The organism is Dactylosporangium roseum (assembly GCF_025264685.1).
GTDB lineage: Bacteria > Actinomycetota > Actinomycetes > Mycobacteriales > Micromonosporaceae > Dactylosporangium > Dactylosporangium roseum.
In genome coordinates this window covers 2,558,228-2,572,234 of the sequence record NZ_CP073721.1, presented here as the reverse complement: position 1 = coordinate 2,572,234, position 14,007 = coordinate 2,558,228, and the positions used below count along the sequence as shown (strand labels likewise).

General features: G+C 73.4%; 11 protein-coding genes and 2 pseudogenes. 11 read left to right on the top strand and 2 right to left on the bottom strand.

All coding sequences use genetic code 11. The features are described 5' to 3' along the window. Positions 1–35 precede the first annotated feature (35 nt). From hpnC to hpnH, 8 genes and pseudogenes are all read left to right on the top strand, one after another. Positions 36–914 (top strand): squalene synthase HpnC, encoded by an 879-nt coding sequence (gene hpnC / locus Drose_RS12670; protein ID WP_260728372.1) that lies wholly within the window; start codon positions 36–38, stop codon positions 912–914. Next, positions 911–1,780, top strand: a complete 870-nt coding sequence (gene hpnD / locus Drose_RS12665; protein WP_260728371.1) for a presqualene diphosphate synthase HpnD — start codon at positions 911–913, stop codon at positions 1,778–1,780. The genes hpnC and hpnD overlap by 4 nt, the downstream gene beginning before the upstream one ends. After that, on the top strand, positions 1,777–3,174 hold the full coding sequence (hpnE, locus tag Drose_RS12660; RefSeq protein ID WP_260728370.1) for a hydroxysqualene dehydroxylase HpnE: 1,398 nt from the start codon (positions 1,777–1,779) through the stop codon (positions 3,172–3,174). Before hpnD ends, hpnE begins: the two co-directional genes overlap by 4 nt. Continuing rightward, positions 3,171–4,184: a polyprenyl synthetase family protein gene (locus Drose_RS12655; RefSeq protein ID WP_260728369.1), complete on the top strand. Its 1,014-nt coding sequence runs from the start codon at positions 3,171–3,173 to the stop codon at positions 4,182–4,184. The genes hpnE and Drose_RS12655 overlap by 4 nt, the downstream gene beginning before the upstream one ends. Continuing rightward, complete coding sequence (gene shc, locus Drose_RS12650; protein ID WP_260728368.1) at positions 4,184–6,094, top strand: squalene--hopene cyclase; 1,911 nt, start codon at positions 4,184–4,186, stop codon at positions 6,092–6,094. The genes Drose_RS12655 and shc overlap by 1 nt, the downstream gene beginning before the upstream one ends. After that, positions 6,091–6,561: pseudogene (locus tag Drose_RS12645) on the top strand (phosphorylase family protein); the annotation flags it as partial. The gene shc and the pseudogene Drose_RS12645, both read left to right, overlap by 4 nt. Before the next feature lie 120 nt (positions 6,562–6,681). Beyond that, entirely contained in the window at positions 6,682–7,635 is a 954-nt protein-coding gene (locus tag Drose_RS12640) for a 4-hydroxy-3-methylbut-2-enyl diphosphate reductase (RefSeq protein WP_260729703.1), read from the top strand. Then, on the top strand, positions 7,632–8,636 hold the full coding sequence (gene hpnH, locus Drose_RS12635) for an adenosyl-hopene transferase HpnH (RefSeq protein ID WP_260728367.1): 1,005 nt from the start codon (positions 7,632–7,634) through the stop codon (positions 8,634–8,636). Before Drose_RS12640 ends, hpnH begins: the two co-directional genes overlap by 4 nt. Positions 8,637–8,638: 2 nt before the next feature. On the opposite strand, the gene Drose_RS12630 is transcribed toward hpnH, so the two are convergent. Continuing rightward, the gene (locus Drose_RS12630) at positions 8,639–9,391 is read right to left on the bottom strand and encodes an SDR family NAD(P)-dependent oxidoreductase (RefSeq protein ID WP_260728366.1); all 753 of its coding nucleotides are present in this window, start codon (positions 9,389–9,391) and stop codon (positions 8,639–8,641) included. A 75-nt stretch (positions 9,392–9,466) separates the two neighbouring features. Between Drose_RS12630 and Drose_RS12625 the strand changes: the two genes are divergently transcribed. Further along, positions 9,467–10,621: an MGDG synthase family glycosyltransferase gene (locus Drose_RS12625; RefSeq protein WP_260728365.1), complete on the top strand. Its 1,155-nt coding sequence runs from the start codon at positions 9,467–9,469 to the stop codon at positions 10,619–10,621. A 24-nt stretch (positions 10,622–10,645) separates the two neighbouring features. Then, positions 10,646–11,554 carry a DMT family transporter gene (locus Drose_RS12620; protein WP_260728364.1) on the top strand — a complete coding sequence of 303 codons (909 nt, stop codon included), beginning with the start codon at positions 10,646–10,648 and terminating at the stop codon, positions 11,552–11,554. A gap of 133 nt (positions 11,555–11,687) precedes the next feature. On the opposite strand, the gene Drose_RS12615 is transcribed toward Drose_RS12620, so the two are convergent. Continuing rightward, positions 11,688–12,587 carry a DMT family transporter gene (locus Drose_RS12615; protein WP_260728363.1) on the bottom strand — a complete coding sequence of 300 codons (900 nt, stop codon included), beginning with the start codon at positions 12,585–12,587 and terminating at the stop codon, positions 11,688–11,690. Positions 12,588–13,016: 429 nt separating this feature from the next. Here Drose_RS12615 and Drose_RS39035 point away from each other — a divergent pair. Next, positions 13,017–13,652 (top strand): annotated as a pseudogene (locus Drose_RS39035) (sigma-70 family RNA polymerase sigma factor); the annotation flags it as partial. Positions 13,653–14,007: the final 355 nt, after the last annotated feature.

The window sequence follows — 14,007 nt, the reverse complement described above, 5'->3', positions numbered from 1 at the left end:
ACAAGCCACCTCCGGCACCGGAGCTGACTCCTGACATGAGCAACGTGACGACGGAGTCGACGGCACTGTCCGGTGGACGCGTACCGCTGGAAGCGCGTGCCGGTGCCGAGAACTTCCCGGTGGCACTTCGTATCCTGCCCAAAACCACCCGCCGGCACCTGTATGCGCTGTACCACTACGCCCGGTTCGTCGACGACCTGGGTGACGAACCGGGCGCGGGAGTGACCGCGGCCGACCGCACAGCGACGCTCGACGCGTTCGCGGCGGAGGTCCGTCGGCTGTACGGCGGACAGCGGATTCAGCATCCGGTGCTGTGCGCCCTGGCCCCCACGGTGGTGGCGTGCCGGCTTCCCGCCGGGCCGCTGCTGCGCCTGATCGAGGCGAACCGCGTCGATCAGATCGTCACCCGCTACCCCACCGTCGAGGAACTCGTCCGGTACTGCTCGCTGTCGGCCGACCCCGTCGGCGAACTCGTCCTGCACGTGTTCGGTCAGGCCGGCCCGGCCCGGGTCGCGCTGTCGAACCGCATCTGCACCGCGCTGCAGGTCATCGAGCATCTCCAGGACGTCGCCGAGGACCGCAGGCGCGGCCGGGTCTACCTGCCCGAGGCGGACCTCGACCGGTTCGGTGTGCGCGACACCGACCTGGCCGCGGCCACGGCGAGCAGCACGCTGCGTGCGGTCGTCCGCTTCGAGGCCGGACGCGCGAAGTCCTGGCTGGACGCCGGCGCACCGCTGCTCACGGCACTGCGCGGCTGGGCCCGGGTCGCTGTCGGCGGGTACCTCGCCGGTGGGTACGCGACGCTGAGGGCGCTGGAACGCAGCGGATACGACCCTCTGCCCGGAGCGCCCCGGCCCCGCAGGCGCGACATCGCGACGTCCTGGCTGGGCGTGATGGTCAGGAGCATGGGGTGAGCGCGGCCACCACCGTCGACGAGGCGTACCGGCGGTGTGAGGAGATCACCCGGCGGGAGGCACGCAACTTCTCCTACGGCATCCGCCTGCTGCCCGAACACAAGCGGCGCGCGCTGTCCGCGGTGTACGCCACCGCCCGCCGTATCGACGACATCGGCGACGGTGACCTGCCGTCGGACGAGAAGCTGGCCCGGCTCGACCGGGTCCGCGAGTCGCTGCGCCGCCTGCCGGACTCGGCCACGGACGACGCGGTACTGCTGGCCTTGCACGACGCCGCGCAGCGGCTGCCCATCCCGTTGGAGGCCTTCGACGAGCTGATCGACGGCTGCGCCGCCGACGTCCGCGGCACCACCTACGCCACGATCGACGACCTCCTGTGGTACTGCCGCTGTGTTGCCGGCTCCATCGGGCGCCTGTCGCTGGGCGTGTTCGACGTCGGCACACCGGGACGAGCCGCCGAGCTGGCCGACGCGCTGGGCGTCGCGCTGCAGCTCACCAACATCCTGCGCGACCTGCGGGAGGATCGCCACAACGGCCGGGTGTACCTGCCCAAGGACGACCTGGACCGATTCGGCTGCAACCTGGAGCTCGACGGCGACGGCTTCGCCGACCCGCCCGGCCACTTCATCGCCCTCGTGCGCTTCGAGGCCGAGCGTGCCGAGCGGTGGTACGAGACCGGCCTGCAACTCCTGCCGATGCTGGACGCGCGCAGTGCCGCCTGCACCGCCGCCATGGCCGGCATCTACCACCGGCTGCTGGCCCGCATCGTGAACGATCCGATGGCCGTCACGCGGACGCGGCTCTCCCTGCCACCCCGGGCGAAGGCCATGGTCGCCGCCCGCGCACTCGTCAGGCGGACGGCGTGACGCCGAGTCCACCGGCGGCGAACGCCGGCCACGACGTGTGTGTCGTCGGCGGTGGGCTCGCGGGCATCACCGCCGCCGTCCGCCTCGCCGATGCCGGAATCCGGGTGACGCTGCTCGAGCGACGCAGCGAACTCGGCGGGGCGACGTACTCGTTCGACCACGGCAGTCTCGTCGTGGACACCGGGCAGCACGTGTTCCTGCGCTGCTACGAGCGGTACCGGGCCCTCCTCGACCGGCTCGGCAGCACCGGCATGACCCAGCTACAGCCACGGTTCTCCGTCCCGGTCCTGACGCCCGGGCGGTCGCCGAACGTGCTGGCCCGCACGCCTGGCCTGCCTGCCCCGGCCCACCTGCTCCCGGCCTTGGCCAGGTACTCTCTGCTCAATGCCCGGGAGCGGATACGCGCGATCGGCGCGGTCAACGCGTTGCGCGCCGTGGATCCGGACGACCCGGGCAGCGACCGGCGCAGCTTCGGCGGCTGGCTCCAGGACCACGGCCAGGGATCCCGGGCGGTGCGCCGGCTGTGGGACCTGATCACGGTCGCCGCGCTCAACACGCCAGCGGAGCACGCGTCGCTGGCCCTTGCCGCGCGGGTGTTCCGGACCGGGCTGCTGGAGCGGGCCGACGCCGGCGACATCGGGCGTCCGCTCGTACCGCTGTCCAGCCTGCACGGCCGTCCCGCACACCGGCTGCTGACCCGGCTCGGCGTGCGGGTGGCGACCGGGAGCAGGGTGGAGCGGATCCAGCCGGACACCGCCGGGTTCCGGGTCGCGACCGGCGGCGCCGGCGGTCGCGCGGTCCGGGACGAGCTCGTCGCCGACGCGGTCGTCCTGGCCGTTCCGCACGCCGCCGCCGCGCGGCTGGTGCCGGCCGCGGCGTCCCGCGACCGGGACGACTGGCACCGGCTGGGCAGCGCCCCGATCGTGAACGTCCATCTCCGGTACGAGTCGTCCGTCACCCGCCTGCCGTTCGCCGCGGCGGTCGAGTCCCCCGTACAGTGGATCTTCGACCGCACGCCGGCGTCGATGTCCGACGGGCAGTACCTGGTGGTCTCGATCTCCGCCGCGGACGACACCATCACGGTTCCGGCCGGACGGCTGGCCGCCACCCACGCCGCCGCCGTCGCCGGGATCTTCCCCGCGGCGCGGTCGGCGCGGCTGCTGGAAGCGTTCGTCACCCGCGAACCGCATGCCACGTTCCGGCAGGCTCCCGGCACTCGCGCGCTGCGTCCCGGCGCGGCGACCCGCCTGCCCGGCCTCGTCCTGGCCGGCGCGTGGACCGACACGGGATGGCCGGACACGATGGAGGGCGCTGTCCGCAGCGGTCACCGCGCCGCCGACGTCGTGCTCGCCCACCTCGTATCCCAGAACCGAAACCTGGAGGGCACACGTTGACCATCGCACCCGTCGCCTGCCTCGATCAGGTGCCTGCCCTGGTCGAGCCCCGGATCAGAGACCTCATCGGTCGCCTCGATCCCCGCAACCAGCGCGTCGCCGCCTACCAGCTCGGCTACTGCGACGCCGACGGCACACCCACCACCGCCGGCGGCAAGGGCATCCGCCCGGCCCTGGCCCTGCTGTCGGCCCGCGCCGCGGGTCACCCACCCGAGCGGGGCGTCGCCGCTGCCGCCGCCGTCGAGCTCGCCCACAACTTCTCGCTGCTGCACGACGACGTCATGGACCAGGACACGATGCGCCGGCATCGCCCGACCGCCTGGGCGGTCTTCGGTACCGCCGCCGCGATCCTCGCCGGCGACGCCCTGATGATCCTCGCTCATGACGCGCTCACCGGCGACGGCCGGCCGGGCGGTGTCCACGCGGCCCGGCGGCTGGACGCGGACGTGCACCGGTTGATCGCCGGGCAGGCCGCCGACCTGGAGTTCGAACGTCGCGACGACGTCGGCCTCGACGAGTGTCTCGCCATGACCGCCGACAAGACCGCGGCGCTGATGTCCTGCGCCTGCACGCTTGGGGCACTGCTGTGCGGCGCGCCCGCGGCGCTGACCCAGGGCCTGTCCCGCTTCGGCGCGCACCTCGGGATGAGCTTCCAGCTCGTGGACGACCAGCTCGGCATCTGGGGCGAGCCCGGGCGCACCGGCAAGCCGGTGGGGTCCGATCTGCGGGCACGCAAGAAGTCGGTGCCGATCGTGCACGCGCTCACCTCCGGTACCGCCGCCGGCGAAACGTTCCGGAAGCTGTACGCAGCCACCCGCGAACTGCGCGAGGCCGACCTCGTGACCGCCGGCCGGCTCCTGGAGGAGTCCGGGTCACGGGACTGGGTTCAGGACGAGGCCGACCGTCAGCTAGCCCGCGCACTCGACGAGCTCGCCGCGCTCGTGTTGCCCGCGGACGTCCACAACGACCTGGTGGACCTCGCCCGCCTCGTGACGGGGCGTGATCACTGATGACACAGGTGCTGGCGCAGGCGCCCACCGGCGATGAGCTCTTCGACCGGGTCCGGACCGGCCTGGACCGGGCGACGGCGAAGCTGCTCGGCCTCCAGGACGCTGCCGGCTGGTGGAAGGGCGAGCTGGAGACCAACGTGACGATGGAGGCCGAGGACCTGCTGCTGCGCCGGTTCCTCGGGATCTCCGACGACGAGCTGACCGCGCAGACGGCCCGCTGGATCCGTTCCCGGCAGCTCGACGACGGCGCGTGGACGACGTATCACGGCGGGCCGGGCGACCTGTCCACCACCATCGAGGCGTACGCGGCACTGCGCCTGGCCGGCGACGTGGCCGACGCGCCGCACATGAGGGCGGCCGCCGCGTTCGTCCGTGCCCACGGCGGCGTCGAACGCAGCCGCGTGTTCACCCGCATCTGGCTGGCCCTGTTCGGCGAATGGCCGTGGCACCAGGTGCCCGCCATCCCGCCCGAGCTCGTGCTGCTGCCCGCCTGGATGCCGTTCAACGTGTACGACTTCGCGTGCTGGGCCAGGCAGACCATCGTGCCGCTGGCGATCGTGCGGGCCACACGACCCGTGCGGTCGCTGGGTTTCTCGCTGTCCGAGCTGCGCACGGGGCGACGGCCACCGCCGCCGCCGCCGCTGTCGCGCCGTGCCGGCTGGCTGCACCGCCTCGACCTGGCCGTCCGCGGCTACGAACGCATCGCCGCCCGCTCGTTGCGCCGCCATGCGCTGCGCCGTGCCGCCGAGTGGATCGTGGCCCGGCAGGAGGCCGACGGTTCCTGGGGCGGCATCCAGCCCCCGTGGGTGTACTCACTCATCGCCCTGCACCTGCTCGGGTATCCCCTCACGCATCCGGTGCTGCGGGCCGGGCTCGAGGGACTGGAGCGCTTCACCGTCCGGGAGCGGACGCCCGAGGGTACGGTCCGCCGGTTGGAGGCGTGCCAGTCACCGGTATGGGACACCGCGCTCGCGGTCACGGCGCTGGCCGACGCCGGGCTCCCGGCCGACGATCCCGCACTCGTCCGCGCCGGGAACTGGTTGGCCGGACAGGAGATCACCACTCGTGGCGACTGGGCCGTCCGCCGCGCGCACGTCCCGCCGAGCGGATGGGCGTTCGAGTTCGACAACGACGGCTACCCCGACACCGACGACACCGCCGAGGTGATCCTCGCGCTCCGGCGCACCCCGCTGCGGCACCATCCCGTGCTGGGACGGGCCACCCGCTGGCTGATCGGCATGCAGTCCCGCGACGGCGGCTGGGGCGCCTTCGACGCCGACAACGACCGCGCGCTCGTCGCCGACCTGCCGTTCTGCGACTTCGGCGAGGTCATCGACCCGCCCAGCGCCGACGTCACCGCCCACATCGTGGAGGCGCTGTGCGCCCAGGGCCTGACGAACTCGGCCGCCACCCGCCGCGGCGTGCGGTGGCTGCTGCGGGCGCAGGAGCCGGACGGATCCTGGTTCGGCAGGTGGGGCGCCAACCACGTGTACGGCGTCGGCTGCGTCGTGCCCGCCCTGGCCGGCGCCGGTATCCAACCGCGGCACCCGGCGATCCGGCGCGCCGTGGACTGGCTGGTGCACCACCAGAACGGCGACGGCGGCTGGGGCGAGGACATGCGCTCCTACGACGACGTGGCCATGCGCGGGCGCGGGGCGTCGACCGCGTCGCAGACCGCCTGGGCCCTGCTGGCGCTGCACGCCGCCGGCCAGCATCGTTCGCCGGCGGCGCGCCGGGCGCTGGCGTGGCTGGTCCGCACCCAACGCCCCGACGGCACCTGGGACGAGCCGTACTACACCGGCACCGGCTTCCCGGGCGACTTCCACATCAACTACCACCTGTACCGGCTGGTGTTCCCGGTCAGTGCCCTCGGCCGCGTCCTGCGGGACACCGCACAGGAGGACCCATGAGTACGCCGGCGCGGCAGCGGACGGACGGTGGCTGGGTGCTCTGCGCACCGATGTGCACGGAGGCGGCGGAGCTGCGCCGTGCCTTGCCCGGCCCGGCCGGCACCGTCCTGCACACCGGCGTCGGGCGCCGCCGATCCGAACGCGCCACCCGCTCGGCCACCGTGACGGACGCCGAGGCGCTCGCCGTGGCCGGGGTCGGCGGCGGGCTGGACGCGGCGCTGCGGCCCGGTGACGTCGTCGTGGCCACCGAGGTCCGCGCCGCACCGTGGGTCGCCGATCCCCGGCCCGCCACGACCGTGCTCCCCGCGGCCGTCATGGTCGCGGGCGCGCTGCGCCGTCAAGGGCTCACGGTCCGGACCGGCCCGGTGGTCAGCACCGAACGGCTGGCGCGGGGAACGACGCGGGACCGCCTTGCCGCCACCGGTGCGCTGGCCGTGGACCTGGAGTCGGCCTGGCTGCTCGCCGGACCCGCGGGCCGGCCCGCCGCCTGCGTGCGGGTCGTCGCCGACACCGGTGCGGTGATCCATCCGAGCACCCTGCGGCAACTGCGCACGGCGCTGGCGGCCCTGCCGGCCGTGGCCGCCGGCCTGGACGAGTGGGCGGCCGCCACCACGGTCCGCCGTGTCCTGCTCGCCGCACCCCGTTCGTTCTGCGCCGGGGTGGAACGCGCCATCCTCGTCGTGGAACGCGCCCTCGAGTTGCACGGACCGCCGGTGTACGTCCGCAAGCAGATCGTGCACAACACGCACGTGGTCGCCGACCTTACCGGACGGGGCGCGGTCTTCGTCGACGACGTCGACGACGTTCCGGAAGGAGCGGTGACCGTGTTCTCCGCGCACGGCGTGTCGCCCGCGGTCCGGTCGGCCGCCGCCGCTCGGCGCCTGTCCACGGTCGACGCCACCTGCCCGCTCGTCACGAAGGTGCACAGCGAGGCCCGCCGGTTCGCCGAACACGGTGACACCATCCTGCTCATCGGGCACGCCGGCCATGAGGAGACCGACGGCGTCCTCGGCGAGGCGCCCGACCGGATCCGCCTCGTCCAGGACGTCCGGGACGCCGAGCAGGTGCGGGTCGCCGACCCGCGACGGGTGTCCTACCTGGTCCAGACGACCCTCGCCGTCGACGACGTCGCCGACGTCGTCGCGGTGCTGCGGGACCGGTTTCCCGAGCTGGCCGCCCCGCCGTCCGACGACATCTGCTACGCCACGACCAACCGGCAACGCGCGGTGTCCGAGGTCGCGGCCGCCTGCGACGCGATGATCGTCGTCGGCTCCACCAACTCGTCGAACTCGCGCCGCCTGGTCGAGGTCGCCGAACGTGCCGGGACACCGGCGTACCTGGTCGACGGCGCGGCCGGCATCGACCTGCGGTGGCTCGCGGGCGTCCGCACCGTCGGCGTGTCCGCCGGCGCCTCGGCACCGCCCGTCCTCGTCGACGAGGTGGTCGGCGCGCTGTCGGGGCTCGGCGCGGGGACGGTCCGGGAGCACACCGCCGTGAGCGAGGACGTCCGGTTCATGTTGCCAAAGGAGGTACGGCAATGAGCATTCCACTGCGGCAGCGGCTGCGAATCGGCCGGTACCTGGTCGAGCAGAAGCTGCGTCGTCGCGAGAAGTTTCCCCTGCTGGTCGAATTGGAGCCGCTGTTCGCCTGCAACCTCAAGTGCGCCGGCTGCGGCAAGATCGAGCACCCGGCCGACGTCCTCAAGCGCCGGATGCCCGTCGAGCAGGCACTCGCCGCGATCGACGAGTGCGGCGCGCCGATGGTCTCCATCGCCGGCGGGGAGCCGCTCATGCACCCGCAGATCGACACCATCGCCGCCGAGCTCGTGCGGCGCAAGAAGTACGTGTTCCTGTGCACCAACGCCGTCCTGCTGCCGAAGAAGCTCGACAAGTTCGAGCCGTCGCGGTACTTCGCCTTCACCGTCCACATCGACGGCCTGCGGGAACGTCACGACGCGTCGGTGTGCAAGGACGGTGTGTTCGACGAGGCGGTGGCCGCCGTGCGGGAGGCGCAGCGGCGCGGGTTCCGGGTCACCACCAACACGACGTTCTTCAACACCGACACCCCGCAGACCGTCATCGACGTGCTCGACCATCTCAACGACGAGCTCCGGGTCGACGAGATGATGATCTCCCCGGCGTACGCCTACGAGAAGGCCCCGGACCAGGAGCACTTCCTCGGTGTCGAGCAGACCCGCGAGCTGTTCCGCAAGGCCTTCGCCGACGGCCGGCGGCGGCGCTGGCGCCTCAGCCACTCCCCGCTGTTCCTCGACTTCCTGGAGGGCAAGATCGACTTTCCGTGCACGGCCTGGGCTGTGCCGTCGTACTCGCTGTTCGGCTGGCAGCGCCCCTGCTACCTGATGGCCGACGGACACGTCGGTACCTACCGGGAGCTGGTGGAGGACACCGACTGGCAGCGTTACGGCCGGGGTCGCGACGCACGATGCGCCAACTGCATGGCCCACTGCGGCTACGAACCGACGGCCGTGCTGGCGACGATGTCGTCGCTCAAGCAATCGCTGCGGGCATTGCGGGCCGGGTAGCGTCAGCCGAACCGGGCGGCCAGCCGCCGGTACAGTCCGGGGGCCACACCGCGGACCACGACCGGCAGCCGCAGCCAGGCGGGTGCGTATCGCTCGGCGCTGCCGGTCGCGATCGTCTCGACCAGCAGGTCCGCGACCCGGTCCACGGGCAGCGGCCGGGGGCTGCGGCGTTCGTACGGCCGCCCCCGGCGCCGGAAGAACTCGGTCTGGACGACCCCGGGCACGAAGACGCCGATCCCGACGCCGGAGCCGTTCGTCTCGAGCCGCAGGCTCTCGGCGAAGCTGTCGAGGCCGGCCTTGGTCGCCGCGTAGACCGCTTCGCCGGCCACGCCCGTCCGTCCGGCGATCGACGTCACGAACATCACGCACCCGTCCCGGCGGGCGCACATCGCCGGCAGCAGTGCCCGGGTGAGCCGCATCGGCGCGACCAGGTTGACCGCGACCAGCCGCTCGATGTCGGACGGCGCCATCCCGCTGAAGGGTCCGGCCCAGCCCACGCCGGCGTTGTTCACGAGGATGTCCACGCCGCCGGCGAGCCGGTCCGCCTCCGCCGCCAGCCGGCTCGCCTCCGCCGGTTCGGCGAGGTCACCCGGCACCGGAAACCCGCCGGTGCGTCCGGCCAACGCCGACAACCGCCGCCGGTCCCGGCCGTGCAGGACCAGCCGCGCGCCCGCCTCGGCCAGCCGCAGCGCCGCAGCCCTGCCGATCCCCGAAGAGGCGCCGGTAACGAGTGCGACCCGGCCCGCGATCCGCATCGGATTGTCCTTTCTTCCAGCTTCCAGCGACGTCCGAGGGTTAGAACCACGCGCTTTTGCGGTAGAGCGCCTGGCGTGTCCATCACCGAGTCTGGTCCGGTCCGCGCCGACCCGCGCCGCCGCGTCATGGTGATCTCGGCCAGCGTCGGCGCCGGGCACGACGGCACGACCCGCGAGCTGGCGACCCGGCTGCGCGACCGGGGCTTCCGGGTCGACTGCATGGACGTCACCGACGTCTTTCCGTGGCGGCTCGGGCGGTTGCTGCGCGGCACGTACCGCGGCATGCTGCTGCGCCTGCCGTGGTTCTACGACGGCCTATTCGCGATCGCCTGCCGGTTCCGGGGCGCCGGGCCGATCACGCGCGCCCTGCTGCGCCCGGTGCGTCCACGGATGCGCCGGGCGCTGCCCGCCGACGTCCACGCGATCGTGTCGACCTACCCGATCGCCAGCCAACTGCTCGGACCGCTGCGCCGCGACGGACACCTCGCCGTGCCGGTGGTCACCTACCTGACCGACTTCGCCGTGCATCCGATCTGGCTCTCCCCCGGCGTCGACGTGCACTACACGGCGCACGAGACCGGTCGCGTCCAGGCTCTCGCCCACGGAGCGACCGACGTGCGGGTGGCCGGCCGGCTGGTGTCCGCCCGGTGCCGCCCGGCCTCGGCGTCGGCGAAGCGGCGGGCCCGGCAACGGTTCGGCCTGCCGCCGGACGCCCGGCTCGCGCTGCTCGTCGCCGGCGCGTGGGGGGTCGGCGAAGTCGCCGCGGCGGCCGCTGAGATCGCGGCCACCGGCGTCGCGATCCCGGTCACGGTCTGCGGGCACAACCCGGCGCTGCGGCGCCGGATGCTGCGGGCCGGAATCGGGCACGTCTTCGGCTGGGTGGACGACATGCCGGACCTGCTGCGCGCCGCCGACGTGCTCGTCGAGAACGGCGGCGGGCTCACCGCCCTGGAGGCCATGGCCTGCGGGGTGCCCGTCCTCACGTACCGGCCGCTGCCCGGCCACGGCAAGGCGAGCGCGGCCTCCATGGCCGAGGCCGGGGTGACCACCCTGGTGCGCCGCCGGGGCGAGCTCGGACGGGCGCTCGCCGAGGTCGTCGGCGGCGAGCGGGGCCGGCGAGCCCGCGACGCCGGGCTGGCGCTGTTCGCCGCGGATCCCGCGACCGGTATCGCCGACATCGCCGCCGGCGAACGGCCGTCGCTCGTCGGTGACGATGCCGGCCATCGGTGACGTCGACGCCGGCGGGTGGGCGTCATGAACGCTGTCGCGGTTGTCGCCGCGCTGGGTTCGGCGGCTGCCTTCGCCGTCGGCGCCGCGCTCGAGCAGAGCGAGGCCCGGCAGGAGGAGCGGGCGCCGCCGCTCGATCCCCGGCTGCTCTTACGCCTGATACGGCGGCCGAGATGGCTGCTGGCCTGGGTGCCCGAGGGCATCGGCACCGGGTTGCAGGCCCTGGCGCTCAGCTTCGGGCCGCTCGTCCTGGTCGAGCCGCTGCTGATCACCGGCCTGTTCCTGGCCATACCGCTGGCGGCCGCCCTCAACCGGCGGCGGGTCCACGCACGCGACTACGGTGTGGTGGCGCTCGGCGGAGCCGGCCTGGCCGTGTTCCTGCTCGCCGCCCAGCCCCAGCCCGGCATCGCCGAGCCGTCGGTGGCGGGCTGGTTGGGCGTCGCGCTCTGGGCCGGCCCGCTGCTCGCGGTGTGCCTGGCCGCCGCGTGGTTCGCCGGCAACGCGGTCCGGGCCGTGCTGCTGGGCGTGGCCAGCGGCGTGCTCTACGGCGTCGCCGCCTCGTTGCTCAAAGCGCTGACCGCGACGCTGTCCACGGAGCCGCTCGCGATCTTCACCCGCGGGCAGACCTATGCGCTCGTCGTCGTCGGGCTCGCCGCGGTGACCCTCAACCAGAACGCCTTCCAGACCTCGCGGATCGCCGTGCCGCTGACCGCGATCACCATCCTCGACCCTGCCGTCAGTGTCGCGATCGGCGTGACCGCCTTCCACGAGACGATCTCCACGGACGGGCCGCGGCTCGCGATCCAAGCGATCGCCGTGCTCGCCATGATCGGTGGCATCTGGCTCGCCGCCACCACCCGGTCAGACATCCGCCAACAGCAACCGGGGAACGGAAAACCCGGCTCGATGCCACAACGCGGACCGGGCACGAGCTGACGGCTGTCCGATCCGGGCCTCGACACGGCCCGCGCGCATCGCCTGGTTTCACGGTCGAGGACGGCGTACGTTCAGGGGGAGAGCGGACCAGGAGGTGTGTGGGGTACGTCCCGACGGACGTCCGGACCTGAATTCAGCGATGACCTGACCCGATATGCAGATGGGGAGGGTGGAACCGGTGATGGTGGTGCGCCTCGACCAGCCGCGAAGCGGCCACCGCGTAGATGCCGGCGGTCATCACCGCCAACGCGACGATCTGTGCGAGGACCGCCAGCGGCCCGATCCGCAGCGCGCCGCCGAGAACACCGACACCGATGGCGACCCCGGCCAGCGGCTCCGCGGCGGTCACCGCCGGATAGGAGATCGACAGCGGCGCCAGCTTGTACGCGCTCTGCGCCAGCAGCATGCCGACCGCGGCGACCGCCACGATCGCGTACGGCGTCCAGGACAACAGCACCGCCCGCGGCCCGTCACTGAACAGCCGGTGCGCGGCGGTACTGGTCAACGCCGCCTGGAGGCCGAACAGCATGCCGGCGCCGAGACCGAGCACCGACGCCTCCTGCTGCGGACGCAGCCGCCGGGCCACATGGACCAGTCCCCAGGTAATCAGCCCGATCGCCCCGGCGACAAGCATCCACTGCCACAGCGGAGCATCCGTCCGCTGACCCGGCTCCGGCCGGCCGGCCACCAGGAAGGCCGCCAGGCCGAAGACGACGGCGAGCGCGCCGACGCACTCGCGGCGGCCGAGCCGGTAGCGGCTCCAGAGCGCCGCGACCGGCAGTGCGAACAGCAGCGACGTGACCGTGAGCGGCTCCACCAGCGTGACGGTGCCGATGCCCAACGCCGCCCCGGTCATGACGTTGCCGGCCACGGCGACGGCGAGACCGCTCAGCCACAGCCGTTGCCGGAGCAGGTATCCCAGCAGCCGCCAGTGCAGTGTGGCGCCGGCCGGTGCGCGCGCCGCCGCACGTTGCTGGATCGCATTGCCGATGCCGCTGAGTGCCGCGGCGCAAACCGCAAGAGCGTAGATCATCGCCGCGAGCTATCCGACGGCGCGGTGCCGGGCATCCGGTGCCGCTGTCATCCCCGCCGTTCCTCCTCGCGTCGTCGAACCGGGCCACGTGCGCCGTGCGACACGGACACCGCACCGCCGGTCCTGGATGAGGAGGTGGCGCTCGACACCGCAACGAGCGCCACCGACTGTCACCGTGACCAACGGTACCCGCGGCAAGCACCGGGCCATCGCCACCACCGGGTGATCGCACGACCCGCCCGTGGCGTGATCCACTATGCAATGTTTGCACTATGCAATGACGGGTAGGGCGGCCATGTTCGCCGCCTGGCCGGAGGAAGGGGTCACGGCATCGTGAACCCATGGTTCCGCGAACGGCAAACGGGCACGGTCACGACCGGTCCCGGGTGCGGATGCGGCGACCCGGGGTGCGGTGCCGCGTTCACCGCGATGCGGCGCGCGGACACCGCACAGCGGGTCGTCCTGCGCAATCGCCTTGTCGAGCGGCATCTGCGGCTCGCCGAGAAGGTCGCCGCGCGATACCGCCGCGATCCACGCGCCCAGGACATCCGCCAGGTCGCGGCGCTCACGCTCGTCGAGGCCGCCGAACGGTTCGACCCCGGGCGCGGCGTGCCGTTCTCCGCGTACGCCACGCCCACCCTCTCGGGAGCGCTGAAGCGCTACATCCGGGACAACCGCTGGCCGCTGCACACACCCCGGCGCCACGGCGAACTCCTCGCCCTGATGACCGACGTCCGCGACCGGCTGACACAGCACCTGGGGCGCGATCCCACCGTCGCCGAGACGGCCGCCGCGATGCGGTGCGGGGAAGCCGAGGTGACGAGCACGCTGCGGGTGTTGCACGAACAGCACATGCTGTCCCTCGACGGACCCGCCGACCCGTCCGACGACGGCGCCACGATCGCCGACACCCTGGCCGACGACACCGACGAGACCGGCGCGGTCGACGATCGCGAAGCCCTCCACGCACAACTGCGCCGCCTGCCCCATCGGGAGCTCCGGGTCGTCGTCCTGCGGTTCTACGGCAACCGCACGTACGAGGAGATCGGCGAACAGGTCGGCTGCTCGCCCGCACAGGTGACCCGGCTGCTCCGCACCGCGCTCGACCGGCTGCGCGCCGCGCTGGACGGCGCCGCGCTGGACGATGCCGCGCCGCACACGGCCGGACACCGCCGCACCGCCGACGACCCGCCGGCCCGAAGCACCGCCGCACCGCCGCGCCAGCGGCACGGGGGACACCGCCGAACACCCGCGCCGGCTCCGCACCCACCTCCCACCCGGCCGGCCGGTGTGCCGTGGCACGCCTCGCCGGCCGGACGGAACGGCTGCCCGGTGTCGCCGGGCCGGAGGATCGCCTCCCCCAGCGTTCCGTCGTGCCCGTCGGGTGCGGACTCGGGCCGGCGGCGCCGGGCGCGACCTT

Coding starts and splice junctions, on each gene's coding strand:
- hpnC (WP_260728372.1), top strand. CDS start 36: ATGAGCAACGTGACGACGGAGTCGACGGCACTGTCCGGTGGACGCGTA.
- shc (WP_260728368.1), top strand. CDS start 4,184: ATGACACAGGTGCTGGCGCAGGCGCCCACCGGCGATGAGCTCTTCGAC.
- hpnH (WP_260728367.1), top strand. CDS start 7,632: ATGAGCATTCCACTGCGGCAGCGGCTGCGAATCGGCCGGTACCTGGTC.
- Drose_RS12630 (WP_260728366.1), bottom strand. CDS start 9,391: ATGCGGATCGCGGGCCGGGTCGCACTCGTTACCGGCGCCTCTTCGGGG.
- Drose_RS12620 (WP_260728364.1), top strand. CDS start 10,646: ATGAACGCTGTCGCGGTTGTCGCCGCGCTGGGTTCGGCGGCTGCCTTC.
- Drose_RS12615 (WP_260728363.1), bottom strand. CDS start 12,587: ATGATCTACGCTCTTGCGGTTTGCGCCGCGGCACTCAGCGGCATCGGC.